At 68.3% G+C, this 26976-nt stretch carries 25 protein-coding genes; 14 read left to right on the plus strand and 11 right to left on the minus strand.

Translation table 11 applies throughout. The features are described from left to right. Window positions 1–82 precede the first annotated feature (82 nt). The gene (locus tag ACVCL3_RS10915) at window positions 83–1054 is read left to right on the plus strand and encodes a helix-turn-helix transcriptional regulator (RefSeq protein ID WP_447097657.1); all 972 of its coding nucleotides are present in this window, start codon (window positions 83–85) and stop codon (window positions 1052–1054) included. Between the two features lie 88 nt (window positions 1055–1142). Here the strand turns inward: ACVCL3_RS10915 and ACVCL3_RS10920 are convergent, their stop codons facing one another. Beyond that, window positions 1143–2903, minus strand: a complete 1761-nt coding sequence (locus tag ACVCL3_RS10920) for an SLC13 family permease (protein WP_447101292.1) — start codon at window positions 2901–2903, stop codon at window positions 1143–1145. Between the two features lie 195 nt (window positions 2904–3098). Between ACVCL3_RS10920 and ACVCL3_RS10925 the strand changes: the two genes are divergently transcribed. Continuing rightward, window positions 3099–4046: a patatin-like phospholipase family protein gene (locus tag ACVCL3_RS10925; protein WP_447101293.1), complete on the plus strand. Its 948-nt coding sequence runs from the start codon at window positions 3099–3101 to the stop codon at window positions 4044–4046. Window positions 4047–4106: 60 nt separating this feature from the next. Here ACVCL3_RS10925 and ACVCL3_RS10930 read toward each other — a convergent pair whose 3' ends face one another. Further along, complete coding sequence (locus ACVCL3_RS10930; RefSeq protein WP_395120813.1) at window positions 4107–4475, minus strand: DUF488 domain-containing protein; 369 nt, start codon at window positions 4473–4475, stop codon at window positions 4107–4109. A gap of 64 nt (window positions 4476–4539) precedes the next feature. After that, a complete protein-coding gene (locus ACVCL3_RS10935; RefSeq protein WP_395120812.1) occupies window positions 4540–5256 on the minus strand; it encodes a glycosyltransferase in 717 nt (238 codons plus the stop codon). Between the two features lie 170 nt (window positions 5257–5426). Here ACVCL3_RS10935 and bufA1 point away from each other — a divergent pair, with 170 nt between their 5' ends. The 4 genes from bufA1 to ACVCL3_RS10955 are packed head-to-tail and all read left to right on the plus strand — an operon-like array spanning window position 5427 to window position 7839. Next, complete coding sequence (gene bufA1, locus ACVCL3_RS10940; protein WP_395120811.1) at window positions 5427–5735, plus strand: BufA1 family periplasmic bufferin-type metallophore; 309 nt, start codon at window positions 5427–5429, stop codon at window positions 5733–5735. A 5-nt stretch (window positions 5736–5740) separates the two neighbouring features. Then, window positions 5741–6607: an MNIO family bufferin maturase gene (bufB, locus tag ACVCL3_RS10945; protein WP_447101294.1), complete on the plus strand. Its 867-nt coding sequence runs from the start codon at window positions 5741–5743 to the stop codon at window positions 6605–6607. After that, entirely contained in the window at window positions 6582–7337 is a 756-nt protein-coding gene (locus ACVCL3_RS10950; RefSeq protein WP_447101295.1) for an HvfC/BufC family peptide modification chaperone, read from the plus strand. The genes bufB and ACVCL3_RS10950 overlap by 26 nt, the downstream gene beginning before the upstream one ends. 31 nt (window positions 7338–7368) lie before the next feature. Further along, window positions 7369–7839 (plus strand): DoxX family protein, encoded by a 471-nt coding sequence (locus ACVCL3_RS10955; protein WP_447101296.1) that lies wholly within the window; start codon window positions 7369–7371, stop codon window positions 7837–7839. A 93-nt stretch (window positions 7840–7932) separates the two neighbouring features. Here the strand turns inward: ACVCL3_RS10955 and ACVCL3_RS10960 are convergent, their stop codons facing one another. The 5 genes from ACVCL3_RS10960 to ACVCL3_RS10980 all read right to left on the minus strand — a co-directional run bounded on the left by ACVCL3_RS10960 (window position 7933) and on the right by ACVCL3_RS10980 (window position 12193). Further along, complete coding sequence (locus tag ACVCL3_RS10960; RefSeq protein ID WP_447101297.1) at window positions 7933–8700, minus strand: DUF3379 family protein; 768 nt, start codon at window positions 8698–8700, stop codon at window positions 7933–7935. Beyond that, on the minus strand, window positions 8687–9232 hold the full coding sequence (locus tag ACVCL3_RS10965) for a sigma-70 family RNA polymerase sigma factor (protein ID WP_395120806.1): 546 nt from the start codon (window positions 9230–9232) through the stop codon (window positions 8687–8689). The genes ACVCL3_RS10960 and ACVCL3_RS10965 overlap by 14 nt, the downstream gene beginning before the upstream one ends. A 12-nt stretch (window positions 9233–9244) precedes the next feature. Next, the gene (locus ACVCL3_RS10970) at window positions 9245–10114 is read right to left on the minus strand and encodes a ParB/RepB/Spo0J family partition protein (protein WP_395120805.1); all 870 of its coding nucleotides are present in this window, start codon (window positions 10112–10114) and stop codon (window positions 9245–9247) included. A 3-nt stretch (window positions 10115–10117) separates the two neighbouring features. Continuing rightward, window positions 10118–10981: a ParA family protein gene (locus ACVCL3_RS10975; RefSeq protein ID WP_395120804.1), complete on the minus strand. Its 864-nt coding sequence runs from the start codon at window positions 10979–10981 to the stop codon at window positions 10118–10120. 123 nt (window positions 10982–11104) lie between these two features. After that, a complete protein-coding gene (locus tag ACVCL3_RS10980) occupies window positions 11105–12193 on the minus strand; it encodes an ABC transporter ATP-binding protein (RefSeq protein WP_447101298.1) in 1089 nt (362 codons plus the stop codon). 271 nt (window positions 12194–12464) lie between these two features. Between ACVCL3_RS10980 and ACVCL3_RS10985 the strand changes: the two genes are divergently transcribed. Beyond that, a complete protein-coding gene (locus tag ACVCL3_RS10985) occupies window positions 12465–13820 on the plus strand; it encodes a GH1 family beta-glucosidase (protein WP_447097669.1) in 1356 nt (451 codons plus the stop codon). A gap of 147 nt (window positions 13821–13967) precedes the next feature. Here ACVCL3_RS10985 and rsmG read toward each other — a convergent pair whose 3' ends face one another. Together rsmG and ACVCL3_RS10995 are read right to left on the minus strand one after the other, a co-directional pair. Further along, window positions 13968–14597 (minus strand): 16S rRNA (guanine(527)-N(7))-methyltransferase RsmG, encoded by a 630-nt coding sequence (gene rsmG, locus ACVCL3_RS10990; RefSeq protein WP_447101299.1) that lies wholly within the window; start codon window positions 14595–14597, stop codon window positions 13968–13970. Window positions 14598–14754: 157 nt separating this feature from the next. Next, complete coding sequence (locus ACVCL3_RS10995) at window positions 14755–15210, minus strand: SPFH domain-containing protein (RefSeq protein WP_395120801.1); 456 nt, start codon at window positions 15208–15210, stop codon at window positions 14755–14757. Window positions 15211–15781: 571 nt separating this feature from the next. On the opposite strand from ACVCL3_RS10995, the gene ACVCL3_RS11000 reads away from it, so the two are divergent. From ACVCL3_RS11000 to ACVCL3_RS11030, 7 genes are all read left to right on the plus strand, one after another. Then, the gene (locus ACVCL3_RS11000; protein ID WP_447101300.1) at window positions 15782–16801 is read left to right on the plus strand and encodes a LacI family DNA-binding transcriptional regulator; all 1020 of its coding nucleotides are present in this window, start codon (window positions 15782–15784) and stop codon (window positions 16799–16801) included. A 32-nt stretch (window positions 16802–16833) separates the two neighbouring features. Further along, window positions 16834–19881, plus strand: coding sequence for a TonB-dependent receptor (locus ACVCL3_RS11005; RefSeq protein ID WP_447101301.1), 3048 nt, complete (start codon window positions 16834–16836; stop codon window positions 19879–19881). 109 nt (window positions 19882–19990) lie between these two features. Further along, window positions 19991–21505 carry a tryptophan halogenase family protein gene (locus ACVCL3_RS11010; RefSeq protein ID WP_447099502.1) on the plus strand — a complete coding sequence of 505 codons (1515 nt, stop codon included), beginning with the start codon at window positions 19991–19993 and terminating at the stop codon, window positions 21503–21505. Window positions 21506–21569: 64 nt separating this feature from the next. Further along, entirely contained in the window at window positions 21570–23063 is a 1494-nt protein-coding gene (locus tag ACVCL3_RS11015) for a glucoamylase family protein (RefSeq protein WP_447101302.1), read from the plus strand. After that, window positions 23060–24340 (plus strand): sugar ABC transporter substrate-binding protein, encoded by a 1281-nt coding sequence (locus ACVCL3_RS11020; protein WP_447101303.1) that lies wholly within the window; start codon window positions 23060–23062, stop codon window positions 24338–24340. Before ACVCL3_RS11015 ends, ACVCL3_RS11020 begins: the two co-directional genes overlap by 4 nt. Next, complete coding sequence (locus ACVCL3_RS11025) at window positions 24337–25215, plus strand: carbohydrate ABC transporter permease (RefSeq protein WP_447101304.1); 879 nt, start codon at window positions 24337–24339, stop codon at window positions 25213–25215. The genes ACVCL3_RS11020 and ACVCL3_RS11025 overlap by 4 nt, the downstream gene beginning before the upstream one ends. Next, window positions 25212–26033 (plus strand): carbohydrate ABC transporter permease, encoded by an 822-nt coding sequence (locus ACVCL3_RS11030; protein WP_395120795.1) that lies wholly within the window; start codon window positions 25212–25214, stop codon window positions 26031–26033. The genes ACVCL3_RS11025 and ACVCL3_RS11030 overlap by 4 nt, the downstream gene beginning before the upstream one ends. Before the next feature lie 84 nt (window positions 26034–26117). On the opposite strand, the gene ACVCL3_RS11035 is transcribed toward ACVCL3_RS11030, so the two are convergent. Next, on the minus strand, window positions 26118–26951 hold the full coding sequence (locus ACVCL3_RS11035) for a pirin family protein (protein ID WP_447101305.1): 834 nt from the start codon (window positions 26949–26951) through the stop codon (window positions 26118–26120). Window positions 26952–26976 lie beyond the last annotated feature (25 nt).

Genomic DNA, 26976 nt, shown 5'->3' on the forward strand with positions numbered 1-26976 from the left:
TGAATGCGCCGGCCCGCCGTGCGACTTGCAGCCATCCACGGCCGCCACCATGCTAGGACGTGCCCCGCCCGAGACGTGCCGAATGGATCGCTACGAACGGATATTGACGCTGCATCGCCTCCTGAAATCGGCGCACTATCCGGTGCCGTTGTCGCGCCTGATGGGCGAACTGGAATGCTCGCGCGCCACGCTGTATCGCGACGTGGCGTTCCTGCGCGATGCGCTGGGCGCGCCGATCGAGAGCGCCGGCACCGACCAGGCGGCATTCCGCTACGAAGCCGGCGAAGGCGAGAAGTTCGAGCTGCCCGGCCTGTGGCTGACCTCCGACGAGCTGGCCTCGCTGCTGGCGCTCAACGAACTGATCAGCCGCTCCGGCCCCGGCGTGCTCGCCGGCACGCTGGCGCCGTTCAAGGCGCGCATCGAGGGCCTGCTGTCGCACCAGGGCAGCGGCAAGGCGCTGCCGATCGAGCGCATCCGGGTGATTCCGTGGGGCGAGCGCAAGCTCGACCAGCAAGTGTTCCGCGTGGTCGCCGGCGCGGTGCTCGAACGGCGCCAGCTGCGCTTCCGCTACCGCGCACGCACCACCAATGCCGACAGCCGCCGGCTGGTCTCGCCGCAGCGGCTGACCCACTATCGCGACAACTGGTACCTCGACGTGTGGGACCACGACCGCGAGGCGCTGCGCAGTTTCGCGGTGGACCGCATCGCCGAGGCGCAGGCGCAGGACGCGCCCGCCCGCGACGTCACCGACAGCGAACTCAACGAACTGCTCGCCTCCAGCTACGGCATCTTCGCCGGCAAGCCCAAGGCCTGGGCCACGATCCGCTTCTCCGCCCACGCCGCGCGCTGGGTTTCCGACGAGCACTGGCATTCGCAGCAGCAGGGCGAATGGCTGAGCGACGGCCGCTACGAGCTGAAACTGCCCTACTCCAACTCGAAAGAGTTGTTGATGGACGTGCTCAAGTACGGCCCCGACGCGGAAGTGGTCGCCCCGCTGCCGCTGCGCGAGGAGATGAAGATCCTGCTGCGGCTGGCGCTGTCAGGCTATGCCTGACTGCCGGGAATAGGGAATGGGGAATAGGGAAAGCAGGGGGTCGCGGAACGCCGTTGCTCTTCCTATTCCCCATTCCCTATTCCCAGCTCTAGAACGGCCAGAACTGCGGTATCAGCCACATCGACAGCGCGCAGAAGATGGCGATCAGCGGGATGCCGACCTTCATGAAGTCGGTGAAGCGGTAGCCGCCGGCGTAGTAGACCATGGTGTTGGTGGGGTAGCCGACCGGGGTGGCGAACGAGGTGGCGGCGGCGAAGGCGACCGCGACGACGAACGGACGCGGGTCCACGTGCATGGCGTGGGCCACCGACACGGCGATGCCCACCATCAGCACCACCGAGGGGTTGTGGCCCATCAGTTCGGTGAGCAGGGCGGTCAGCAGGTAGACCATCAGCAGGCCGGCCAGCGGGCCGTGGTCGCCGACCACGCCCAGCCCCATCTGCACCAGCGTTTCCGACAGGCCGCTGCGCTCGATCGCGATGCCCAGCGGCAGGATCGCGCCGAGCAGGATGATGATCTTCCAGTCCACGCCCTCGTAGACGTCCTTGCGGCCGAAGCAGCCGGTGAGCGCCATCGCCACCGCGCCGCAGATCGCCGCGATCGGGATCGGCAGCCAGTGCAGGCCGGAGGCCACCACCACGCCAACCATGATCGCGGCGGCATACCACGCCTTGCGCGGGGTGCGGTGGGCTTCCTCGCGCTCGCTCAGCACGATGAAGGCCTCGTCGTTGCGCAGGTTGGACAACGCCTCGTCGTCGACCAGCACCAGCAGCACGTCGCCCACCGCCAGGCTGACGTCGCTGAGCTTGTCGCGCAGCAGCTGGCCGCGCCGGTGGATCGCCAGCGCCACCGCGTCGTAGCGCCAGTGCAGGCCGGTTTCCTCCAGCTGGCGGCCTTCCATCGGGCTGGCCGGCGCGATCATCAGCTCCACCATCACCCGCGAGCGGGCATCGCCGGTGGCGTAACGGCGGTCCGGCGCGTTGCGCAGGCCGGCGCGGCGCTGGAAATCCTCGATCTTCCCCCAGTCGCCGCGCACCAGCAGCACGTCGCCGACGGCGATCTCCTGGCTGCGCGGCGACCACATGCGCCGCTCGCCGCGCAGCAGCTCCAGCGGGTAGACGCCGTAACGCTCGCCCAGCTTCGCATCGGCGATGCTGCCGCCGACCAGCGCGGACTGCTCGGTCACCTCCAGCTCGGTGACGTACTTGCCGATCTCCTCCTGCACCGGCAGCTGGGTGTCGATCTCGCGCGGCAGCAGCCAGCGGCCGACCAGCATCAGGTAGACAATGCCGACCACCGCCAGGATCACGCCCATGCGGGTGAACTCGAACACGCCGAACGCCTCCATCCCGTGCTTCTGCGCCAGCGTGTCGGCGAGCAGGTTGGAGGAGGTGCCGATCAGCGTGCACACGCCGCCCATCTGCGCAGCGTAGGCCATCGGCATCAGCACGCGGCCGGGCGAGGTGTGTGTACGCTGGCACACGCGCAGCGCCAGCGGCAGGAAGGTGGCCACCAGCGCAATGTTCTTGACGAACGCGCCCAGCGGCGCGATCGCCAGCATCAGCGCCAGGGTCAGCACCCACGGCCGCTTGATCCGCATCAGCCAGCGGCTCAGCGGATCGAGCGCGCCGGAGCGCTCGATGCCCAGGCTGAGCGCGAACATCGCCGCCACCGTCACCGTCGCCTCGTTGCTGAAGCCGCTGAGCGCCTCCACCGGCGTGACGATGCCCAGGATCACCAGCGTCGCCAGCACCAGCAGCGCGATCAGGTCGATGCGCAGCTTCTCGCTGGCGAACAGCGCCATCGCCAGCACGATCACCGCGACCGTGGCCCACGCCTGCCAGTTCATGCAGCGCGCCTCGGCGCGGGCAGGCGGGCGGGGCGGGGCGTCGCGGTGGGTCGGGATGGGGCCATGCAGGTTTCCGTGGAGTGTCGCCGTCGGCTTGCCGCCACGGCCCCGGTCATACTAACCCGCGCAGCTGTTCGCCCGCCGTCGCTGCCGGCTGGCCGCGGCGGCATCGACGATTCGTGATTGAATGTCGGCATGAATACCCACGAACCCGACGCGCCAGGCGAGCCGCAAGAACCAGCCGGCGAGCGCCAGCCCACCGTGGCGCTGGCGCTCGGCGCCGGCGGCGCCAAGGGGCTGGCGCACATCGGCGTGATCGAGGAAATCGAGGCGCAGGGTTTTCGCATCGTGGCGATCGCCGGCAGCTCGATGGGCGCGCTGATCGGCGGCATCCACGCGATGGGCAAGCTCGACGTCTACCGCGACTGGGTGAGCGCGCTGGCCCGTTTCGACGTGCTGCGACTGGTCGACTGGTCCTTTTCCGGCGGCGGCCTGATCAAGGGCGAGAAGATCATCGGCACGCTGCGCGGGCTGATCGGCGACACCCTGATCGAGGAGCTGCCGCTGGCGTTCACCGCGGTGGCCACCGACCTCGACCGCGGCCGCGAGGTATGGCTGGGCCGCGGCAACCTGTTCGAGGCCATCCGCGCCTCGATCGCCGTGCCGACCGTGTTCCGCCCGCACCACCTCAACGGCCACCGCATGGTCGACGGCGCCCTGCTCAACCCGGTGCCGGTCACGCCGCTGATCGGGGTGGAGGCGGATTATCTGTTCGCCGTCAGCGTGGACGGCCCGGTCGAGGCGGCCGTCGCGCCGGTGGAGGAGAGCGCCACCGGACAGGACCCTGGCTATCGCCACCGCATCGGCGAGTTCATCAGCCGGCTGATGCCGCGCAGCGAGGAACCGCCGCGCGAGCCCGGTACCTTCGACACGCTGAACCAGGCGATGGACCTGATGCAGGCCAACCTGGCGCGGCTGCGCCTGGCCGCGTACGAGCCGGACCTGCTGATCACCCTGCCGCGCAACATCGCCAGCGTCTACGAGTTCTACCGCGCCCGCGAACTGATCGAGCGCGGTCGCCTGCGGACGCGCAAGGCGCTGGCCGAGTGGCCGCGCACGGGCACGCCGCTGCGCGCGACTTGAGCGGGCCGCACGGCACTTCGACTTCCCCGCTGCGCAAGGGCGGGGCCATGCTCAAGGCGGTCAGCGCGGCCCGTGCGTGTGCAGCCAGTGCTGCAGGTAGTCGCGCAGCACGAGGGCACCGTTGTGCTCCTCGTCGCGGGCGCTGTAGATCAGGGTGACCGGGTGCCGCGCGGAGCGCTCGGCCAGCGGTTGCCAGTATTCGGCCAGCTCGTCGAGTTCGCTGGCGTAGCGGTGGCGGAAGCCGTCCCAGCGCGCCGGATCGTGGCCGAACCATTTGCGCAGCGCCGTGGTCGGCGCCAGTTCCTTGGCCCACTGGTCCAGCGGCACCTCTTCCTTCTTCATGCCGCGCGGCCACAGCCGCTCCACCAGCACGCGATAACCATCCTCCCTGGCGGGCGCTTCGTACGCACGCTTGATCGCGAGGGCCATGGCGTTCTCCTGCAATGAAACAGGACAAGCATACGACCGCCGCGGCGACACCGCGTGATCGAGGTCAGAGTTCCTCGACTTCGGTCACCTTGCCCCGGCGCATCAGCCACGCCACGCCACGCAGGTCGGCCAGGCCGACCCACAGCCGGTCCAGCATGCCGTACTTGGACACGCCGGCGGTGCGCGGGCGATGGCCCACCGGCACGCTGGTGCTCCGGAAGCCGGCGCGCTTGACCAGCGCCGGCAGGTAGCGGTGCATGTGGTCGAAGTAGGGCAGGCGCAGGAACACCTCGCGCTCGAACAGCTTCAGGCCGCAGCCGGTGTCCGGCGTGGCGTCGCGCAGCATGCGCGAGCGCACCGCGTTGGCGACCTTCGAGGAGATGCGCTTGTTGAAACTGTCACGGCGGGTGGTGCGCCAGCCGGCGAACAGCTTCACCTCGGCCGCCGCGGCGTCGCGCGCGGCGAGCAGCTTCGGGATGTCGGCCGGATCGTTCTGGCCGTCGCCGTCCAGCGTGGCGATCCAGCTGCCGCGCGCCGCGCGCACGCCGTTCCACACCGCCGTGCTCTGGCCGCTGCGGGTGACGTGGTGCAGCACGCGCAACTCGGGATGCTGCGCCTTCTGCGCTTCGAGCACGGCGCGACTGTCGTCGGACGAATCGTCGTCGACGTAGATCACTTCGTAGTCGGCCGTGCCACGCAAGGCAGCCGCGATTTCGGCGAGCAGCGGCGGGATGTTGTCGCGCTCGTTGAACACGGGGACGACGACGGAAAGTTGCGGCATGGGGCTGGCCTTTCAGCGGAAACGGGCACCGCGGACGGCGGCGAACGCGCAGTTTAATGCCTGCCGGCACGGACCGTCGGCACCGGATACGAAAACCGGGTGTAATGAAATCCGCGTCCACCGGGTCATCTACCGCAGCCGGAATTGTCCGGCATCCACGGGAGAGACCCATGCAAGCCCAGACCATCCTCAGCTCCGCCTTGCTCAGCCTGCTCGCCGCCGGCGCGCTCGGCGCCGCCACGACCGCCCACGCCGCCGACAAGATGGCCGCCAGCGCCACGCAGAAGTGCTACGGCGTCAACGCCGCGATGAAGAACGACTGCCAGTCCCCGGGCCATTCCTGCGCGGGCCAGGACAGCAAGGCGCGCGATCCGCAGGCCTTCGTGGCGGTACCCGCCGGCCTGTGCGCCAAGCTCGATGGCGGTTCGCTGCAGGCCCACGCCGCCATGTCGCACGACGCCATGATGAAGAAGAGCTGACAGCCGTGCCCCCGTCACGCCCCGTGCGTGCGCAGCCGATCCCGACGAGTGTCGGGATCGGGCTGCGGCCGGCGCACGTCGCGCACGTGCTGCACCACCGGCCCGCCGTGCCGTTCTTCGAGCTGCACAGCGAGAACCTGTTCTGCGCCGGCGGCGCGCTGTGGAACGCGTTAGACGCGCTGCGCCGCGACTACCCGGTGAGCCTGCACGGCGTGGGCCTGTCGCTGGGTTCGGCCGAGCCGCTCGATCCCGCCCACCTCGCCGCGCTGCGCGCGCTGGTGCAACGCACCGAACCCGCGCTGGTATCCGAGCACGTGTGCTGGGGCGCCATCGGCGGGCGCCACTACAACGACCTGCTGCCGCTGCCGTACACCGAGGAAGCGCTGGAGCTGATGGTGGCGCGCGTGGGCCAGTTGCAGGAAACGCTGGGCCGCCGCGTGCTGGTGGAGAACGTCTCCAGCTACATCCATTTCAGCCACTCGACGCTGAGCGAGTGGGAGTTCCTTGCCGCACTCGCCGCGCGCAGCGGCTGCGGCCTGCTGCTGGACGTCAACAACGTCTACGTCAACAGCGTCAACCACGGCTTCGACGCGCAACGCTTCATCGACGGCATCCCCGCCGCCGCGGTGGGCGAACTGCACCTGGCCGGCTTCACCCGCAAGCAGGGGCTGGGCGGCGAACTGCTGATCGACTCGCACGACCAGCGCGTCGATGCCGCCGTGTGGGCGCTGTACGGCTACACGCTGGCCCGCCTCGGCGCGAAACCCACCCTGATCGAATGGGACCAGCACTTGCCCGATTTCGCCGTGCTGGAAGACGAGGCGCGGCTCGCCACGGAGCATCTCGATGTCGTCGCCGCCCTCGCTGCGTGAGCTGCAGCACGCGTTCGCCGGCGCCATCGTGGACGGCGTGGCGCCCTCGCTGGAACCGTGGATCGCCACGCGCGGCATCGCGCCCGCCGCCCGCCTGCGCATCTATCGGAACGCCAACCTCGCGATCCACGTCGACGCGCTGGCCACCAGTTTCCCCGCGCTGCAACACCTGCTCGGCGAGGACTGCTTCGACGGCCTCGCCACCCGCCACGCCGCTTTCCGCGGCAACCGCAGCGGCAACCTGCAGGATTACGGCGCCGACTTCGCCGCGTTCGTGGCCGCGCAGCCGGAAACCGCGCCGTGGCCCTGGCTGGGTGACGTGGCGCGGCTGGAATGGCTGCGCCAGGAAGTCGCGCTGGCCGCCGATGCCACGCCCGCCGATGCCGCAGCCCTGGTCGCTGCGCTGGCCGACGCGGACCACCCGCCGCGGCTGCGGCCGTGCGTGCGCGCGCTGTCCTGCGCCTGGGCGGTGCTCGACCTGTGGCGTTGCGCGCAGGCGCCGGAACACGACGCCATCGACCCCGCCGTGCCGCAATCCGTGCTGCTGTGGCGCGAAGGCAGCGAGGTCGCGATGCGCGCCATCGCACCTGCGCAGGCCGCGTTCGTGGACGCGCTGCGGCATGAGTCATCGCTCGACCTGGCGCTCGCCGCCGCACAGCTGATCGACCCGCAGGCGCCGCCCGAAACCCTGCTGCGCCCCCTGCTCGAACACGCGCTGATCGCCGCGTGATCCGTCATCCACTCATCCGGGAATCGTCCACATGAACACCGCCGTCGCCATCGCCCGCTGGTCGCGTCTCACCGCGCAACTCGCGGTGCTCACCCCGCTCGCCCTGCTGCTGTTCCGCGTGTTCGTGGCGCTCGCGTTCTGGCGCGCCGGCACGGTGAAATGGGATGACCCCAGCGGCACGGCCTACCTGTTCGACAACGAATACCAGGTGCCCCTGCTCGCCCCTGCGCTGGCCGCCACGCTCGCCACCTGGACCGAACTGGTGCTGCCGTGGTTCCTCGCGCTGGGCCTCGGCACCCGCGTGGTCGCCGCCGTGCTGTTCGTCTACAACATCGTCGCGGTGGTCTCCTACCCGGCACTGTGGCCGAACGGCCTCTGGCACGGACTGATCGGCGGCGACTTCAATGACCACAAGGCCTGGGGATTGATGCTGCTGGCCCTGGTGGCGCTTGGGGCAGGGCGGATCTCGGTGGACGCCGTGATGAGCCGGTTATTTCGGTGACGGGGAGTCCCCTGCCCGTCGTGTCAGCGCGGACGAAAGGGCATGGACGCCAGCCGGTCGCCGCGAGTCCTTGTGATCAGGTGCCGGGAAGACTCAGGGTGCCAACCGGCCCGGCGCCTCGTTGACCGCGCGGCGCTGCGCAGTCTGCGCGCTGCCCTCTCCATCGATCGCCACCCGCCAGTGGCGTGCCACCGCGTCGAACGGGCGTGCGCCGCCACGGTCGGTGAGCATCACCAGGGTGCCGTGTTGCAGCGGCACGATGCGGCCATGCCAGCCGTCACGCTGGAAGTCGCTGGCCTTGGCCACTTGCTTGTGCGGCAGGTAGAGCACGGCGACCGGGGTGCCGCCGACGCGGCTGACCAGGTGCACGGTCTTGTAGGGGCCGACCGGGCAGTCGTGCACGTAGGTGACGTCGACGGGGGCGGGGCCGCGCAGGCTGACGCCGCGCACGGCGAAGCCGGCGGCGATGGCGGGCGTACCGATGGGCTGGACGAGGTCGAGCGAGTGGATTTCGTCGGGCATGTGCGCGACGGCGAGCGCAGGCAGCGAGCGCGCATCCATCCGCTTCCAGCCGTAGCCGCCGAGGCCGAGCGCGAGCAGCAGCGAGGCGGCCAGCGCGAACGCCAGCTGGCGGCGACGGGTCTGCCGGTGGCGCTCGCCGGTGGCCTGGGCCAGCAGCACGCGCTCGGCGAGGCCTTCGGGCACGGGCACCTCGAAGGCGGCATGCAGTTCGCGCTCGAATGCCTGGGCGCGCTCCCACGCGGCGGCGCAGGCGGCGCAGCTGTCGCGATGGGCGAGCAGTTCGGCAGCGCGCGAGTGCGGTTCGGCGCCGAGGCGGCGGCGGAACTCAAGGCAATCCATGCTGCGCCTCCGGGCGGCCGCCCTGCAGGATGGATTTCAGCTTCTGCCGGGCGCGGAACAACTGGGTCATCACCGCGCCGGGCTGTTGGTCCAGCTCGGCGGCGATCTCGTCGCAACTCATGCCGCCCAGCACCTGCAGCAGCAGCGGTTCGCGGTACTTGTGCGGCAATCGGGACATGGCTTCACGCAGTTCGGCGGCATCGCCGTGGCGCTCGGGGCTGGCCCAGGCGGCGTCCTCGGCGAGGTTGTCTTCCAGCTCGACGGTATCCGGCGTCTTGCGCTCATGCAGCCGCGCGTGCTCGCGACGCAGGATGGTCAGCAGCCACGGCTTGGCGGACTCGGCCTCGCGCAGCGCGTCGAGGCTTTTCCACGCGCGCAGCAAGGTCTCCTGCACCAGATCCTGGGCCAGCGCGTCCTGCCCGCACAACCAGTAGGCGAAGCGGTACAGGTCGCCGGCATGCGCGCGGGTCAGCGCCTCGAATTGACGTTGTCGGGAACTCACTGCCAGATAGACCGGCCCGGAGCGTTTCATCTTTCACCAAGGTCAGCGGATCTTGCCGAGGATGCCGTCGAGTTCGTCGTTGCTGTGGTAGTGGATCACCAGCTTGCCGCGGCCGCCCTTGCCCTGGGCCAGCTCGACGCGGGTGGCGAAGCGCTCGCCCAGTTCGCGCTCCAGCGCGCTGATGTTGGGATCGCGCGCGGGCGCGTGGCGGGCCTTGCCCTTCGGCGCGGTCTGCGCGCGGCGGGCGGCCTCCTCCAGCTCGCGCACGCTCCAGCCGAGGGTGACGGCCTGGCGCGCCAGCGGCACGGCGATGGACTCGTCCAGGGTCAGCAGGCAGCGGGCGTGGCCCATCTCCAGCTTGCCGTCGTCGAGCAGTTTCTTGATCGCCTCGGGCAGCTCGGTGAGCCGCAGCAGGTTGGACACCGCGGCGCGCGAGCGCCCCACCGCGTCGGCGGCCTGCTGGTGGGTGAGTTCGAAATCCTCGATCAGGCGCTTGAGCGCATCGGCTTCTTCCAGCGGGGTGAGGTCCTGGCGCTGGATGTTCTCGATCAGCGCCATCGCCGGCACGGCCTGCTCGGCCACCTGCTTGATCAGCGCCGGGATCTCGCCCAGCTGCGCGCGCTGCGCGGCGCGCCAGCGGCGTTCGCCGGCGATCAGTTCGTAGCGGTGCTTGCCGATCTCGCGCACCACCACCGGCTGGATCAGGCCCTGCGCCTTGATCGAGGCAGCCAGCTCGTCCAGCGCCTCGTCGTTCCAGTGGCGCCGCGGCTGGTATTTGCCGGGCTGGATTTGCTGGATCGGCAGCGTGCGCAGCTCGCCCTCCTGCGCCAGTACCGACGGCGTGCCTTCGCCGTCGCCGCCGAGCAAGGCGTCCAGCCCGCGTCCCAATCCACGTTTTTTCGCTGCTGCCATGCCTCAGTCCTGATGATTGGCGGCGGGTGCCTTGAGCAGCACGCCGTTGTGGTCGCCATGTGCGGCGGAGTCGACCTCGTCGGCCGGCTCGGCGCGCGGCGGCAGCCCGCGTTCGCGCCGGATCACCTCGCCGGCCAGGCCGATGTAGGCGATCGCGCCACGCGAGCTGCGGTCGTACAGGTGGATCGGCTGGCCGTGGCTCGGCGCCTCGGCCAGGCGCACGTTGCGCGGGATGATCGAGCGCAGCACCTTGTCGCCGAAGTGCTGGGTGAGCTGGGCGGAGACCTCGTTGCCGAGGTTGTTGCGCACGTCGTACATGGTGCGCAGCAGGCCCTCGATCTCCAGTTTCGGATTGAGCCGGTGGCGCACCGCCTTGACCGTGTCGAGCAGGCTGGACAGGCCCTCCAGCGCGAAGTACTCGCACTGCACCGGGATCAGCACGCCGTCGGCGGCGGTCAGCGCGTTGAGGGTGAGCAGGTTGAGCGAGGGCGGGCAGTCGATCAGGATGGTGTGGTACTTGTCCGCGACCTTGGCCAGCACGTCCTTCAAGCGGTGCTCGCGGGCCAGCGCGTCCATCAGTTTCAGCTCGGCGGCGGTGAGGTCGCCGTTGCCCGGCAGCACGTCGTAGTGCGCCTCGGTGGGCACGATCGCCGCGCTGATCTCCACCTCTTCAAGCAGTACCTCGCAGCCGCTCGGGCCGATCTGGCGCTTGTCGATGCCCGAGGCCATGGTGGCGTTGCCCTGCGGATCGAGATCCACCAGCAATACCTTGCGCTTGGCCGCCGCAAGCGCAGCGGCCAGGTTGACGGCCGTGGTGGTCTTGCCGACGCCGCCCTTCTGGTTGGCGACAGCGATGATGCGGGCCATGGATCGAAGGCATTCCGTTCGCGAAGGACGGCTAGATTAGCATTGCCGCCCGGGCTTGCCTGCCCCGGCCGGACCGCTCTGCCGCCGGTGGCGGCGGGGATCACGCTGCTGGGCGATCCGGGCTCAGTCGCCGATCCGCGCGCCGCTGGCGCCATCGAACAGGTGCAGGTACGGGTGCGACAGGCCCAGCGCGACCAGGCTGCCGGGCTCGGGCAGGGGGCGTGGCGGTACCCGCGCCACCAGCACCTGGTCGCCGAAGCGCAGGTTCAGGAAGACCTCGTTGCCCACCGGCTCGACCACCTCCAGTCGCGCCTGCAAGGCCGCACCGGCGGGGTCCGGCTGCAGGTGTTCCGGGCGCACGCCCAGCACCACCTCGCGATCGCACCAGGCCGCCCAGGCGGGATCGGGCAGAAGGTCGCCCAGCACCAGCTCGCCCGCGGCGCAGCCCAGCCGCCAGCCCTCGTGCCGGCGCAGCGTGCCGCGGAGCAGGTTCATCGCCGGGCTGCCGAGGAAGCCGGCCACGAACATGTTGGCGGGCCGGTCGTACAGCGCCATCGGCGTGTCGATCTGCTGGATCACGCCGCCATCCAGCACCACGATGCGCTGGCCCAGGGTCATCGCCTCGATCTGGTCGTGGGTCACGTAGATCATGGTGGCACCGAGCTGGCGGTGGAGCCGGGCGATCTCCACCCGCATCGACAGGCGCAGCCTCGCGTCGAGGTTGGACAGCGGCTCGTCGAGCAGGAACACCTGCGGCTCGCGCACCAGCGCGCGGCCCAGCGCCACCCGCTGGCGCTGGCCGCCGGACAAGGCGGCCGGGCGCGCCGCCAGCCGCGACTGCAGCCCCAGCGACTCGGCCACTACCGCCACCTTCTGCGCGATCTCGGCCCGCGGCCGGCCGCGCAGCTTCAGCCCGAAGCCCAGGTTCTCGGCCACCGTCATGTGCGGGTACAGCGCGTAGTTCTGGAACACCATCGCGATGTCACGGTCCTTCGGCGCCACCTCGTTGACCACGCGGCCGCCGATGCGCAGCGTGCCGTCGCTGATCGGTTCCAGCCCGGCGATCATGCGCAGCAAGGTCGTCTTGCCGCAGCCGGACGGCCCGACCAGCACCAGCAATTCGCCGTCGGCCACGGTGAAGCTGGCGCCGGCGACCGCGACGTGGCCGTCGGGGTAGACCTTGCGCAGGCGATCGAGTTGAACCTCGGCCATCGGCATCTCCACAGCGGTGGCCGGCTCGGCCGCGGCGCCGGCGCTTCGCAGGCCGGCGGGCATTGGGCTATTCTGCCCATGTAAGCGTTTACATCAAAGCGCGGGCCTCAGAGCTTGTGAAGAAAACCACTTCCTGTGGTTTTCTTCTATCGCGAGTCCGGTACACGCCCGGACTCGCTCACGCGAATCAGGCACTTGCGTGCCCGATCCGCGTCCGGCCATCCATGGCCGGGCTTCGAGGTTGAAAAAGCACAACCTCTCAGGGAACCCCATGACCGCACCCCGATTCGTTTTTCCCGACGGTTTCCATTGGGGCGCCGCCACTTCCGCTTACCAGATCGAAGGCTCGCCGCTGGCCGACGGCGCCGGCCCCAGCATCTGGCAGCGCTTCGCGCATACGCCCGGGATGATGGCCAACGGCGACACCGGCGACGTCGCCTGCGACCACTACCGCCGTTACCGTCAAGACGTGCAGCTGATGAAGGCGCTGGGCCTCGATGGCTACCGCTTCAGCATCAACTGGGCGCGCGTGCTTCCCGAGGGCACCGGCCGGGTCAATCCGAAGGGGCTGGACTTCTACTCGCGGCTGGTCGACGAGCTGCTGGAACACGGCATCGCGCCGAACGCCACGCTGTTCCACTGGGACCTGCCGGCGGCGCTGGACGACCGCGGCGGCTGGCTCAACCGCGACAGCGCACACTGGTTCGCCGAGTACGCCGAGGTCATGTTCAAGGCGCTGGACGACCGCGTGCCGCGCTGGTCCACGCTCAACGAACCCTGGGTGGTCACCGACGGCGGCTACCTGCACGGCGCGCTGGCGCCCGGACACCGCAACAAGTACGAGGCGCCGATCGCCGCGCACAACCTGATGCGCGCCAGCGGCGCCGGCATCCAGGCCTATCGCGCGCACGGCAGGCACGAGATCGGCGTGGTGTTCAACATCGAGCCGAAATACCCGTATTCCGAAGGCGCCGAAGACATGGCCGCCACCGCGCGCGCGCACGCCTACATGAACCGGCAGTTCGCCGACCCCGCGCTGCTGGGCAGCTATCCGGAGCAGCTCAAGGAGATCTTCGGCGCCGCATGGCCGGATTTCCCGGCAGAGGATTTCGCGCTGACCCGCCAGCGCGTCGATTTCGTCGGCATCAACTACTACACGCGCGCGGTGGTCCGGCACGACCCGGACGCGTATCCGCTGCGCGCGGTGTCGGTGCGCCAACCCAACCGCACCCACACCGAAACGGGCTGGGAGGTCTACGCGCAGGGGCTGACTGACACCCTGGTCTGGTTCAAGCAGCGCTACGGCGACATCCCGCTGTACATCACCGAGAACGGCTCCGCCTTCTACGACCCGCCGGTCGCCGAAGGCGCCACCGTGGACGACCCGCTGCGCTGCGACTACCTGCGCAAGCACTTGCGCGCGCTGCATGCCGCGATCGCCGCAGGGGTGAACGTGCAGGGCTATTACGCCTGGTCGCTGCTGGACAACCTGGAGTGGTCGCTGGGCTACGCCAAGCGCTTCGGCCTCTACCACGTCGACTTCGCCACCCAGCAGCGCACGGCCAAGGCCAGCGCCAGGCTGTATGCGCAGATTATCGAGAGCAACGGCGCGGTGCTGGATCTGTAGGAGCGCACCCTGTGCGCGATGCCTTTGTGCAGCGTGACGAAGAGCATCGCGCACAGGGTGCGCTCCTACAACAACCGTGGTGGCGTAGGGCGGGCACTGCCCGCCGCTCTCGCGATCTCGGACAAAGACCGGCGGGCACTGCCCGCCCTACCCGCGGCCGAGCACCAGCAGGTGGCGTTCAGCGGGCAAGCCGGGCACATGGAGTTCGTGCGTGGCGCGCACGACGAAGCCGTCCGGGATCCCCGCCAACTCGTCGTCCGGCAGCTTCCCCTTCATCGCCAGCCAGGTCCCTTGCGGTGCCAGCAGGTGGCCGCCCCAGGCCAGCATGTCGGCAAGGCTGGCGAAGGCGCGCGCGGTGATGCAGTCGAACTGGCCGGCGACGTCTTCCACCCGTGCCTGTTCGGCGCGCACGCCCTCCAGTTTCAGGCTGCGGATCGCCTCGCGCAGGAAGCGCACCTTCTTGCCGTTGGAATCCACCAGCAGGATCTGCCAGCCCGGCGCGGCGATCGCCAGCACGATGCCGGGCAGGCCGGGGCCGGTGCCGAGGTCGGCCAGGCTGTGGCCCTGCACGAACGGCAGGATCGCCAGCGAATCGAGCAGGTGGCGGGTCACCATCTCGGTCGGTTCGCGCACCGCGGTGAGGTTGTAGGCGCCGTTCCAGCGTTCGAGCAGGGCGAGATAGTCGAGCAGGCGCGGCACCGCATCGGCAGGCAGTTGCAGGCCCAGCGCGGCAATGCCCTGTTCGAGTTGTGCCTGCAAGGCGTCGCGCGCGGCCATCGGCCATCAGTCCTGTGGGAAAGCGGTCGGCAAGTATCCCGGCAAGCCCGCCGCAACGCCAGCAGCCGGGGCAAAAGAAAGCCCGCCGAAGCGGGCTCGAAGTGGAGCAAATCCCCTGCGGCGCGGCGCTCTGCGGGCGCCTGGCGCGATGCGATGCTCAGGCGGCGTCGAGATCGACCCGGGTGACCATCATGCCGCGCTCGCGCAGCACGTGATTCAACGATTGCTTGACCCGCGCGCCCAGATCGCGCCGATCGACCGCCTCGGTGGCGGGTTCGTCACGCAGCGCGGCTTGCGCGCCATGGCGGATCAGCTGGTCGACCTGCTCGAACACGGCGTCGGCGCGTTCCGGCTCCAGCACCTGCCAGTACACCGTGCCGCGCACGTCGCGCGGCCCCAGCGGCGCCTGCAGCTGCAGGGTCTGGCCGGACAGATTGATCTTGTGCGCGACCCGGTCGAGCAGCGGCAGCACCAGATGCGTCCCGGCCGGCAGCAGCCGGCGCGGCTTGCCATGACGGTAGATGCTGTAGACCAGACCCTCCGGCACGCGCCGCACGGCGCTGGCGAGCAGCACGGCGAGCAAGGCAACGATGAGGGTGGACAGCATGGTCATGGTCGTGAAATCAGTAACTTGAGATTGGTTTATTCGTCTGATACTGGAACTGAAGGATACAATCGATTGACTCTGTGTGACTTAACCGCGGTTTAACGCGCGGATGAATCTTTAACAAGACGCCGAAAACAAGTCAAGAGCACGTCGCCGGATCGGTGAAGCTGTCGACGACACGGGAGGACACGAACGGCCGCGCTGCGTCAGTTTTCACTCCGGTTCGGTCGCGCGCGGCCCGCTTTTCCTCCTTCCCCGGGAATCAAGCATCGAACTTGCCAAAACACGGGGTATCCGCAGTCAAGGCGCGGGGGCGTGGCGTCCGTCACGTTCGAGGGGGCGGCCCATCGGCCACGCCGGCCCGTCGGCGCCGCATACCGTTGCCGTGGCGCAGCAAGGGAGTGCCTGGATCGGCAAGCGGGCCGCTCTGGCGTTTCGCCGGGATTTCCCGCCGGGCTGCCGCCTGCGCGCTGCTGCGATGCAGCACAGGTCGCCGCAACAAGCCCTTTACAAGTCCGCATGAAAACGTTTACGTTGGCGCCACCCAAGGGTTGGCGAACCCGGCGGAAACATTCCCATGGCGGCAGCAACCATCAAAGACGTGGCGCGCGAGGCCCGGGTGTCGGTGGCTTCAGTGTCGCGCGCGCTCAATGGCGGCGGCGGCGTCACCGCGGCCACCAGCGCGCGCATCCACGCCGCCGCCGAGCGCCTGCAGTACATCCCGCATGCAGCGGCGCGCATGCTGATCACCCGTCGCACGCACACTGTCGGCGCCCTGCTGCCCGACCTGTACGGCGAGTTCTTTTCCGAGTTGATCCGCGGCATCGACCTGGCGGCGCGTGCGCGCGGCCTGCACCTGCTGGTATCCAGCTCGCACGGTGGCGCGACCGAAGCGGCGGCGGCGGTGCGCTCGATGCAGGGTCGCGTCGACGGCCTGCTGATCCTGTCCGAACGGGTCGACACGGCGTTCCTGCGCGCCAACCTGCCCAAGGCGCTGCCGGTGGTGCTGCTCAACAGCGCGGTGAGCGGGCCGGCGTTCCACGTGATCAACATCGACAACCACGGCGGCGCGGTGGCGATGGTGCGGCACCTGCTGCAGGCCGGCCATCGCAGCGTGGCGCTGATCGCCGGGCCGCCCGGCAACTTCGACGCCAGCGAACGCGAGCGCGGCTATCGCGAGGCGATGGCCAGATACGCCCCGCGCGCGGCATTGACCGTGGTGGATGGCGACTTCACCGAGGAATCGGGCTATCGCGCCGGCCAGCAGCTGCTGGCGCGGACGAAGCGGCCGGCGGCCGTGTTCGCCGCCAACGACATGATGGCGGTGGGCTGCCTGGCGGCGTTCAAGGACGCCGGCGTGCAGGTGCCGGAGGACATCGCGCTGGCCGGCTTCGACGATATCCCGATCACCCGCTACGTGACACCGGCCCTGACCACGGTGCGCGTGCGCATTGCCGACTTCGGCCGTCTCGCGCTGGAGCGCCTGGCCGACGTCGTCGAACACCCCGGGCAGGAAACACCTTCCGCCGACACGCTCGGTTTTGAAATCGTGGTTCGCGACACCTGCGGCGGAAACAAACCAGAAAAGAACTCCTGAACGTCTCAGCAAGCTGCCCGGGGAGGGGAGCGATGAAAACCTCAACGCAATTCAAGAAGAACCTGCTGGCCGGATTGATCGGCGCGTCGATCATGTCTCTGGCCGTCGCACCATCGTTCGTGATGGCCGCGAGTTCCGACGCGAACCTGCGCGGCCATGCGCCTCCGAACGCCCTGGTGACCGCCAGGAATATCGCCACGGGCTCGACCCGCGTGACCAAGGCCAACGGCGAAGGCAGTTATGCGCTGGTCGGCCTGCCACCCGGCACGTATACGGTCGATGCCGGCCCGGGCACGACACAGACCGTCACGCTCAGCGTGGCGTCCACCGCGACCCTGAATCTGACGGCCGCGGCCGCGACCAGCACCAGCGCACCCGCCGCAGCCAACGCGACCAATCTCGGCGCCGTCACGGTAACTGCAACGGCCTTGCAGGAAGTGAAGACTTCCGAGGTCGGCAACACCGTGTCGCTGCGCCAGATCGACGCCACGCCCCAATCCTCGCGCAACTTCCTGCAATTCGCCGACGCCGTGCCGGGCATGGTCTTCACGCGCGATGCGAACGGCAACACCAGCCTGCGTTCCGGCGCCCAGGCCACCAGCGCGATCAACGTGTACATCGACGGCGTGGGCCAGAAGAACTACGTGTTGCAGGGCGGCGTCACCGGCCAGACCGGCAGCCAGGGCAACCCGTTCCCGCAGCTGGCCATCGGCGAATACAAGGTCATCACCTCGAACTACAAGGCCGAGTTCGACCAGGTCTCGAGCGCCGCCGTGGTGGCGCAAAGCAAGTCCGGCACCAACACCTTCCACGGCGACGTCTTCGGCGACTTCACCAACACCGCCATGCGCGCGAAGACGCCTTCCGAAATAGCCAACCACAAGAAGACCGATTCGCACGAAAAGGACTACGGCTTCGACCTGGGCGGCCCGATCATCCAGGACAAGGCGCACTTCTTCATTGCCTACGAGGGCAAGGAATTCGACACGCCGACCACGGTGGTTCCGGGCCTGATCGGCGGCGGCTACGAAAGCCAGCTGCCCGCCAGCGCCAGCGCGCAGATCGGCCCGGCCAGCCTGCCGTTCAAGGAAAACGACTGGTTCGGCAAGATCGACTACGAGCCCACCGACCGCGATCGCTTCGAGCTCAGCGGCAAGTATCGCGACGAAACCCAGGTGTCCGGCATCGGCGGCGTCACCACGCCGTCGGCGGCCATCAACACGAACAACACCGACAAACGCTATGACCTGCGCTGGGATCACAGCGCCTACAGCTGGTTCAACCGCTTGCAGGTGACGTACGAGGACGCGTTCTTCTCACCCACGCCCGCCATGCACGGCGCCGGTGCGCGGTACACGCAGGACATCAACCAGAACCAGACGATCCTGCAGACCGGCAACTCCCCGCTGGCCCAGCAGAACAAGGGCCAGAAAGGGCCGGCGCTGCAGGACGACCTGACCTTCAATGATTTCGAGTGGCACGGCGACCACGTCATCAAGATGGGGGTGAAGTACAAGGAAGTGAAACTCACGGCGCAGGACGCCGGCGATACGAATGCCTTGTTCAGCTACGCCGTCACGCCCGACGCCGGCACCGAGGCGACCCCCTACGAAGTGCAGTTCGGCTCACCCACGCCGGGGCAAAGTCCGGTGGCGACCAGTCGCGACAAGCAGTTCGGCGCCTATATCCAGGATGACTGGGCCGTCAACGACAAGCTGACCCTGAACCTGGGCGTGCGCTGGGATTACGAGGAAACGCCTTCCTATCTCAACTACGTCACGCCAGCCAACGTGGTCGCCGCCCTCAACAGCCCCGATCCCCACACTGGTGCGCCCGCCGGTCAGACCTACGCGCAGACACTGGCCCTGGGCGGCGTGGACATCAACGACTACATCAGCACCGGGAACAATCGAAAGGCGCCGAAGAACAACTTCCAGCCCCGTCTCGGTTTCTCCTACGACCTCAACGGGGACGAAGCGCATGTCATTTTCGGCGGCATCGGCCGTTCCTACGATCGCAACCTGTACGAGGCGATCCAGGTCGAGCAGACCAAGTCGGTGCTGTCGCAGCCGACGATCCAGTTCAACACCCCGCTCCATCCGTGCACGGTAGGGGTCGGTACCTGCTACGCCTTTGATCCGTCATACATGGACATCGCGACCCTGCAGGCGCTGGTGGCCGGAACCAACACCGGCAAGGAGGTGGACGCGGTCAACAACCACCTCAAGACGCCCTACTCCGACCAGATCAGCCTGGGCATGCGCAACACGATCGGCGAATGGAACACCAGCGCCGCGATCGCCAACATCCGCAGCCACGACGGCCTGGTCTACACGCTGGGCAACCGCTATCCCGACGGCAGTTTCTGGCAGAACGGCAGTCAGCCGTGGGGCAACGGCATCCCCGGCTTCGGCAGTTTCATCATCGGCAACAACGGCCTGGAAACCCGCACCACCCAGGTCCTGCTGTCCGCGGAAAAGCCCTATACCAAGGAATCGCACTGGGGCCTGACGATTGCCTACACCCACACCCATTCGAGTCAGAACCACAACAACAACGACCCGACCGACCAGTACGCGTTCGACTTCGAGACCGTCGGCCATTACCCGTTTGTCGGCGGTGCCGTGGCCAAGAACCGGCTCGTGGTGACCGGCAACATCGATGGCCCCTGGGGCTTCGTGTTTGGCGGCAAGCTGACCCTGTCCACACCCGTTCCCAACGTCGGCATGGCCTTTTATGGTGCGCCGGCGACGAACCAGGACAACGGCGTGACCAACGGCGCCGGCGGTCGCGTCGTCGCCATCGCGCCACCGGGCAACGGCCGCTTCCTGATCGGCGGCAAGGTCTTCGGCTATCGCGACCTCGACCTGCAGGCCACGAAGAACTTCAAGATCTACGACAACGTCAGTGGCTATGTGCGCATCGACCTGATCAACGTGTTCAACTTCAGGAATACCGTGGGCTACATGACGAACTACGGCAGCGGCGGCGTCTACAACCCGCAGGTGTTCTACAACCCCACCGGCGACATCACCGGTTACACGCGCACCCTGAGGGCCACGGCCGGCATCAGCTTCTAGGGCGGAGCTTCGAGCCGGTGGACGGCACCGGAGCGGTCTCATGCAAAGCCCGCGTTTCGCGGGCTTTGTTCTTCACGCCGAAGCACTCCCTTGCACGAGCGGGTTTTCCATGACTGATCCACGCATCCGCAATATCGTGATTGTCGGCGGTGGCACCGCGGGCTGGATGGCTGCAGCGGCGTTTGCGAAGGTACTCGGGCCGGACTATGCAATCCGGCTGATCGAATCGGAAGAAATCGGTACGGTCGGCGTCGGCGAGGCGACGGTGCCGCACCTGAAGCTCTTCAACAATCTCCTGGAAATCGACGAGATCGAGTTCATCAGGCAGGTGCAGGGCACGTTCAAGCTCGGCATCCAGTTCAACGACTGGGGCCGCATCGGCGACACGTATATCCACGGCTTCGGCACGATCGGCCACGATGTCAGCCTGCTGCCGTTTCATCAGTTCTGGATCAAGGCGAATCAGCTGGGTATCGCCGAGGACATCGGCGCCTACTCGCTGAACACGGTGGCCGCGCCGCTTGGCAAGTTCATGCCTTCGGCCACCGATGTACCGGCCGGCTCGCCGCTGGCGGACATCGCCTATGCCTACCACTTTGATGCTGGCCGCTACGCCAGGTACCTGCGGGGCTACGCCGAGCGGCGCGGCGTGCGTCGTACCGAGGGCAAGATCTCCCAGACCCTGCTGCGTGCGCATGACGGCTTTGTCGAGGCCGTCGTCCTGGAAAGCGGCGAGCGGATCGATGGCGAACTGTTCATCGACTGCTCCGGCTTTCGTGGCCTGCTGATCGAGCAGGCGCTGCATACGGGTTATCTGGACTTCACGCACTGGCTGCCGTGCGACCGTGCAGTTGCGGTGGCTTGCGAGAAGGTGGGACCGCCCACGTCCTACACGCGCTCCACCGCGCGCGATGCCGGCTGGCAGTGGCGGATTCCGTTGCAGCATCGCACCGGCAACGGTTACGTGTATTCAAGCGGCCATGTCAGCGACGACGAAGCAGCGGCAACCTTGCTCGCCCATCTCGACGCACCTGCGGTCGGCGAGCCGCGCCCGTTGCGCTTTACCACCGGCGTGCGCAAGAAGTTCTGGAACAGGAACGTGGTGGCGCTGGGACTGTCCAGCGGGTTCCTGGAACCGCTGGAATCGACCAGCATCTACATGATCCAGTCCGGTATCGCGCGCCTGCTCAATCTTTTTCCGCAGCGCGATTTCAGCGAGGTGGTGATCAATCGCTACAACGCGCAAGCCGTTTTCGAGTACGAGCGCATCCGTGACTTTCTCATTCTGCACTACCACGCCACCCGGCGGGACGACACGCCGTTCTGGCGCCAGTGCCGCACGATGTCGATTCCGGATCAACTGCGCGAGAACATCGCCCTGTTTCGCGACAGCGGCCGCTTCTTCCGCAATGCCGAGGAAATGTTTGCTCTGGTCAGCTGGGTACAGGTGATGATCGGCCAAGGCATCATCCCGCGGGGCTATCACCCCCTGGTTGACCAGATGCCCGAGCGGGACCTGCGCAAGTTCATTGCCGGTGTCGGCCAGGTTGTCGCCAGCTGCGTCGATTCGATGCCGATGCAGCAGGCCTTCATCGATCGCTACTGCACCGCTGGAGCTGCGTGACCCGGGTTTGCACCATCAACACAAGAACCACATCCTTCATTCGTCGCCACGGATATTCCGCTCGATGAGTCTTCTGCGCTTCCGCTCCTTCCTCGCCCCATTGCTGCTGGCATTCGCGCTCACCGGCCTGGGTGCATGGGCACCAGCCGCAGCGCAGGACATCACCACCGAGGCCACGCGCCACGCGCCGCTGGCCTTCACCGCCCTCCCTGCCGACCAGCAGGCGCAACTGGACGAGCTGGAACACCGCACCTTCCAGTTCTTCTGGGACACCACCAATCCGGTCAACGGGCTGGCACCGGACCACTGGCCGGGGCAGTCGTTCTCCAGCATCGCGGCGGTGGGTTTCGGCCTGACGGCCTACGGCATCGGCGCCGAACGGGGCTGGATCAACCGCGACCAGGCGGTCAAGCGAACCCTGGTGACCTTGCGCTTCTTCGCCGACTCGCCGCAGAACGCCAGCGAGGATGACGCCACCGGCTACCGCGGCTTCTACTACCACTTCCTCGACATGCAGACCGGCTTGCGCCACGGTCGCGGCGTCGAGCTGTCCAGCATCGACACCACCTTGCTGCTTGGTGGCGTGCTGTTCGCGCAGTCGTACTACGACCGCGACACGCCGCAGGAAAAAGAGATTCGCGCGCTCGCCGACATGCTCTACAAGCGCGTCGACTGGCCGTGGATGCAGGCACGCCCGCCGCTGGTCAGCATGGGCTGGACCCCCGGCGGCAAGTTCATCCCGCACGACTGGGAGGGCTACAGCGAGGCGAACCTGCTCTACATCCTGGCGCTGGGCTCGCCCACCCATCCGCTGCAGCCCGCGGCGTGGCACGCGTGGACGCGCACCAACCCGCGCTACTGGGGCACGCTCTACGGCGAAACCTTCCTGACCTTCGGGCCACTGTTCGGCCACCAGTACAGCGCCGCGTGGATCGACTTCCGCGGCATCCGTGACGACTTCATGCGCCAGCACGATTCGGATTATTTCGAAAACGGCCGCCATGCGGTGCTGTCGCAACGCAACTACGCGATCGCCAATCCCGCGGGCTGGACCGGCTACGGCGAGAACCTGTGGGGGCTGACGGCCAGCAACGGCCCGGGCCACTTCGGCATCGTCACGGACGGGCGCGAGCGGCGCTACTTCGGCTACTCCGCGCGCGGCGTGGGCCTGCGCCACGTGGTCGATGACGGTACCATCGCGCCCACGGCAGCGCTGGGCTCGATCGCCTTCGCGCCGGACCTGGTGGTGCCGGAGTTCCTGCACATGAAACAGCGCTACGGCAAATACATCTACGCGAAGTACGGCTTCCGCGACGCGTTCAACCTGACCCTGCGCGATCCCGACGCGCCGCTGCGCACCGGCCTGGTGATTCCCGGCTTCGGCTGGGTCGACACCGAGTACCTGGGCATCGACCAGGGCCCGATCCTGCTGATGCTGGAGAACTGGCGCAGCGGCCTGGTGTGGAAAGTGATGAAGCGCAACCCGTATGTGCGCAAGGGCCTGCAGCAGGCCGGCTTCCGCGGCGGCTGGCTGTCACGGGCGGCGGCCACACCGTGAGCCGGCGGCGCTGGCGACTGCTGGCGCCGGCGCTGTTGCTGGTCGGCATCGCTGCCTGCCGGGGCGATCACGATGATCGCCACACACTGACCTTCTGGGCGATGGGCCGCGAGAGCGAGGCGGTGGCGCAGCTGATGCCGGCGTTCGAGCGCGAACACCCGGACATCCGCGTCGACGTGCAGCAACTGCCGTGGAAGGCGGCGCACCAGAAGCTGCTCACCGCGATCGCCGGCGACACCACGCCGGACGTGGCCCAGTTGGGCAACACCTGGCTCGCCGAGATGTGCGCGCTGGATGCGCTCGAACCGCTGCAGCCGTACGTCGAACGTTCGCGCGCGGTGCAGCCGGCGGATTACTTTCCCGGCATCTGGGCCACCAACCGCATCGACGGCACCCTGGTCGGCATCCCCTGGTATGTCGACACGCGGCTGCTGTTCTACCGCAAGGACCTGCTCGCCGCCGCCGGCTTCGACGCGCCGCCGCGCGACTGGGCTGCCTGGTCGCGGCAGCTGGCCGCGCTGCAGGCGCAGGCCGCGCCCGATCACTACGCGATCCTGCTGCCGACCAACGAGTTCGAGCAGCTGCTGTCGCTGGCCCTGCAGCAGGACGAACCGCTGCTGCGCGACGGCGGCCGCTACGGCAATTTCGAAAGCGCCGGATTCAAGCGCGCGCTGGCGTTCTACGTGGAGCGGTTCAAGCGCCACGAAGCGCCGCTGCTGGCCAACACCGAAGTGCCCAACCCATGGGCCGAGGTCGGCCGCGGCGTGTACGCGTTCTACTTCTCCGGGCCGTGGAACATCGGCGAGTTCCGCCAACGCCTCCCGGCGTCCCGGCAGGACGAATGGGCGACCGCGCCGCTGCCTGGTCCGCACAGCCCCGGTGCCGGCATCGCCAGCGGCTCCAGCCTGGTGATCTTTCGCCACTCGCCGCGCAAGGCGCAGGCCTGGTTGCTGATCGAATACCTGTCGCGCCCCGAGGTGCAGCAGCAGTTCTACGCGTTGCTGGGCGACATGCCGCCGCGCCGTTCGGCGTGGCGGGGCGACGCGCTGCGTGGCGATCCCGCGGTACAGGCATTCCACGAGCAGCTGGAACGGGTCAAGCCGACGCCGCCGGTGCCGGAATGGGAGCGCATCGTCACCGAGATGCAGCTGGTCGCCGCGCGCGCGGCCCACGGCGAGCTCACCGTGGACCAGGCCGCCGCCGAGATCGACCGCCGCACCGACGCGATCCTGGCCAAGCGGCGCTGGATGCTCGACCGCGCCGGGCGCGCGCGATGAGCCGCGGGCGCACCGCCTGGCTGTTCCTCACCCCGGCGCTGCTGGTGCTGGGCGTGTTCTTCTTCGTGCCGGTGCTGGGCGCGCTGGGCCTGAGCCTCACCGATTACGACCTGTACGCGCTGGCCGACCTGCGCAACCTGCGCTTCGTCGGCCTGCACAACTATGGGGAGTTGCTGCAGCGGCCGCTGTTCTGGACCGCGCTGGGCAACACGTTCTACTTCGTGGTTGTCGGCGTGCCGCTGTCGATCGGCGCCTCGCTGGGCACCGCGCTGCTGCTCAACTCGCCGCTGGCGCGGATGAAGGCGTTCCATCGCACCGTGCTGTTCGCCCCGGTGGTGACCACCGTGGTGGCGGTGGCGGTGATCTGGCGCTACCTGTTCAACACCAAGTACGGCCTGGTGAACCATGCGCTGGCGATGCTGGGACTGAACCCGGTGGACTGGCTGGGCGACCCGCACTGGGCGATGCCCACGATCATCGCCTTCGCGGTGTGGAAGAACTTCGGCTACAACATGATCATCCTGCTGGCCGGCCTGCAGGCGGTCCCGCCGGAGCTGTACGAGGCGGCGCGCATCGATGGCGCCTCGCGCTGGCGGCAGTTCCGCCACATCACCCTGCCGATGCTGCGGCCGACCATGGTGCTGGTGATGGTGCTGACCGTCGCCGGCTATTTCCAGTTGTTCGCCGAGCCCTACGTGATGACCGAAGGCGGGCCGCTGCAAAGCACCACGAGCGTGCTCTACCTGATGTACGACGACGGCTTCAAGTGGTGGAACTTCGGCGTGGCCTCGGCCGTCGCCTTCGCCTTGTTCGGCATCATCCTGGCGGTGACCATGCTGCTGTTGCGACTGGCGCGACGCGGGGCGGCGGCATGAACCCGCGCCTCGCCCGGTGGCTGGTCAACGGCGCCTTGTTCGGCTGCGCCGCGGTGGCCGTGCTGCCGCTGCTGTGGATGCTGTCGGCCTCGCTGATGCCGGCCGGCAGCGCCAGCTCGCTGCCGCCGCCGCTGCTGCCCGCGCAACCCACGCTGGACAACTACCGTGCGCTGTTCGCCCGTGCCGGCATGGGCCGCTACCTGCTCAACAGCCTGGCGATCTCCGGCGCGATCGCCGCGCTGGCGCTGGTGTGCAACCTGATGGCCGGCTACGCCTTCGCCAAGCTGCGCTTCGCCGGGCGCGAGCGGCTGTTCCGCGCGCTGATCGGCGCGCTGCTGATCCCCGCCCAAGTGGCGATGCTGCCGCTGTTCCTGCTGCTGAAATATGCCGGCCTGGTCAACAGCTACGCCGGCGCGATCGTGCCGGGCATGGCCACGCTGTTCGGCATCTACCTGGTGCGCGAGTTCGCCCGCAGCGTGCCGGACGAGTTGCTGGAAGCGGCGCGCATCGACGGCGCCGGCGAGTGGCGCATCTTCGTGCAGATCATGCTGCCGCTGCTCAAGCCGGTGATGGTGACGCTGACCGTGTTCACCTTCCTCGCCGCCTGGAACGATTTCATGTGGCCGCTGATCGTGCTGACCGGCCAGGAGCACTACACCCTGCCACTGGCGCTGGCCTCGCTGGTGCGCGAACACAGCGAGGACACCGAACTGATGATGGCCGGCTCGGTGGTCACCGTGCTGCCGGTGCTGGTGCTGTTCCTGGCGCTGCAGCGGCATTACCTGCAGGGGTTGTTGCTGGGGAGCGTGAAGGGGTGAGAGCGCCCGCTTTAATGGAGTGACGCGCTCCTTGCGTTCGCTCCCTCTGGGAGAGGGGGCGAATGCAAGGAGCGCTTTATCTGATTAGAACCGGCCCGCCCGGAAATCCGTGATCGCCTCGTGGATCTGCGCCTGGGTGTTCATCACGAACGGACCGTAGCGGGCCACCGGTTCGCTCAGCGGCTTGCCGGCGACGACCAGCAGGCGCGAGGGTTTGTCGCCGCCGGCCAGCTGCAATTGTTCGCCATCGGACAGCACGCCCAGCTCGCTGCGTTGCAGCCGTTCGCCACCGACCAGCGCCGATTCGCCCTCGAACACGTAGGCGAAACCGTGGTGGCCGACGGGCAACGCCAGCGCGAACCGCGCACCGGGCTGCAGGCTGACGTCGAGATATACCGGCGCGGTGGCGATGCCTTCGACCGGTCCAGTGGCGCCGGCCAGCTCGCCCGCGATCACCTTGACCTCGACGCCGTCGGCCGGATGCACCACCGGAATCCGCTCCGGGGCGATGTCCTGGTAGCGCGGCGCCGTCATCTTGTCCTTCGCCGGCAAATTCACCCACAGCTGGAAGCCCCACATCAGGCCGTTTTCCTGCTGCGGCATTTCCGAGTGCAGGATGCCGCGGCCGGCGGTCATCCACTGCACGCTGCCCGGCGTGAGGTCGCCGCGGTTGCCATGGTTGTCGCCGTGCCGCATGTGGCCGGCGAGCATGTAGGTGACCGTCTCGAAGCCGCGATGCGGGTGTTCGGGGAAGCCGGCGATGTAGTCATCGGCGCTGTCGGAGCGGAATTCGTCCAGCAACAGGAACGGGTCGAGCATGTCCAGCCCGGGCTGGCCGATGATGCGCTTGAGCTTCACGCCGGCGCCGTCGGAGGTGTCGGTGCCGCGGATGCGGCGGGTGATGGTGCGATCGCTCATGGGGTTCTCCGGCTGGTAAGACATG

The organism is Rhodanobacter sp. UC4437_H4 (genome assembly GCF_052978425.1).

Excerpts from the sequence above, each read along its gene's own strand:
- ACVCL3_RS11015 (WP_447101302.1), top strand. The coding sequence starts at position 21,570 with ATGAGTCTTCTGCGCTTCCGCTCCTTCCTCGCCCCATTGCTGCTGGCA.
- ACVCL3_RS10930 (WP_395120813.1), bottom strand. The coding sequence starts at position 4,475 with ATGGCCCTCGCGATCAAGCGTGCGTACGAAGCGCCCGCCAGGGAGGAT.
- ACVCL3_RS10985 (WP_447097669.1), top strand. The coding sequence starts at position 12,465 with ATGACCGCACCCCGATTCGTTTTTCCCGACGGTTTCCATTGGGGCGCC.
- ACVCL3_RS11000 (WP_447101300.1), top strand. The coding sequence starts at position 15,782 with ATGGCGGCAGCAACCATCAAAGACGTGGCGCGCGAGGCCCGGGTGTCG.
- ACVCL3_RS11005 (WP_447101301.1), top strand. The coding sequence starts at position 16,834 with ATGAAAACCTCAACGCAATTCAAGAAGAACCTGCTGGCCGGATTGATC.
- ACVCL3_RS11030 (WP_395120795.1), top strand. The coding sequence starts at position 25,212 with ATGAACCCGCGCCTCGCCCGGTGGCTGGTCAACGGCGCCTTGTTCGGC.
- ACVCL3_RS10915 (WP_447097657.1), top strand. The coding sequence starts at position 83 with ATGGATCGCTACGAACGGATATTGACGCTGCATCGCCTCCTGAAATCG.
- ACVCL3_RS10955 (WP_447101296.1), top strand. The coding sequence starts at position 7,369 with ATGAACACCGCCGTCGCCATCGCCCGCTGGTCGCGTCTCACCGCGCAA.
- bufA1 (WP_395120811.1), top strand. The coding sequence starts at position 5,427 with ATGCAAGCCCAGACCATCCTCAGCTCCGCCTTGCTCAGCCTGCTCGCC.
- ACVCL3_RS10960 (WP_447101297.1), bottom strand. The coding sequence starts at position 8,700 with ATGGATTGCCTTGAGTTCCGCCGCCGCCTCGGCGCCGAACCGCACTCG.
- ACVCL3_RS10995 (WP_395120801.1), bottom strand. The coding sequence starts at position 15,210 with ATGACCATGCTGTCCACCCTCATCGTTGCCTTGCTCGCCGTGCTGCTC.
- rsmG (WP_447101299.1), bottom strand. The coding sequence starts at position 14,597 with ATGGCCGCGCGCGACGCCTTGCAGGCACAACTCGAACAGGGCATTGCC.
- ACVCL3_RS10920 (WP_447101292.1), bottom strand. The coding sequence starts at position 2,903 with ATGAACTGGCAGGCGTGGGCCACGGTCGCGGTGATCGTGCTGGCGATG.
- ACVCL3_RS11010 (WP_447099502.1), top strand. The coding sequence starts at position 19,991 with ATGACTGATCCACGCATCCGCAATATCGTGATTGTCGGCGGTGGCACC.
- ACVCL3_RS10975 (WP_395120804.1), bottom strand. The coding sequence starts at position 10,981 with ATGGCCCGCATCATCGCTGTCGCCAACCAGAAGGGCGGCGTCGGCAAG.
- ACVCL3_RS10980 (WP_447101298.1), bottom strand. The coding sequence starts at position 12,193 with ATGGCCGAGGTTCAACTCGATCGCCTGCGCAAGGTCTACCCCGACGGC.
- ACVCL3_RS11035 (WP_447101305.1), bottom strand. The coding sequence starts at position 26,951 with ATGAGCGATCGCACCATCACCCGCCGCATCCGCGGCACCGACACCTCC.
- ACVCL3_RS10965 (WP_395120806.1), bottom strand. The coding sequence starts at position 9,232 with ATGAAACGCTCCGGGCCGGTCTATCTGGCAGTGAGTTCCCGACAACGT.
- ACVCL3_RS10970 (WP_395120805.1), bottom strand. The coding sequence starts at position 10,114 with ATGGCAGCAGCGAAAAAACGTGGATTGGGACGCGGGCTGGACGCCTTG.
- ACVCL3_RS11025 (WP_447101304.1), top strand. The coding sequence starts at position 24,337 with ATGAGCCGCGGGCGCACCGCCTGGCTGTTCCTCACCCCGGCGCTGCTG.
- ACVCL3_RS10950 (WP_447101295.1), top strand. The coding sequence starts at position 6,582 with ATGTCGTCGCCGCCCTCGCTGCGTGAGCTGCAGCACGCGTTCGCCGGC.
- ACVCL3_RS10935 (WP_395120812.1), bottom strand. The coding sequence starts at position 5,256 with ATGCCGCAACTTTCCGTCGTCGTCCCCGTGTTCAACGAGCGCGACAAC.
- ACVCL3_RS10925 (WP_447101293.1), top strand. The coding sequence starts at position 3,099 with ATGAATACCCACGAACCCGACGCGCCAGGCGAGCCGCAAGAACCAGCC.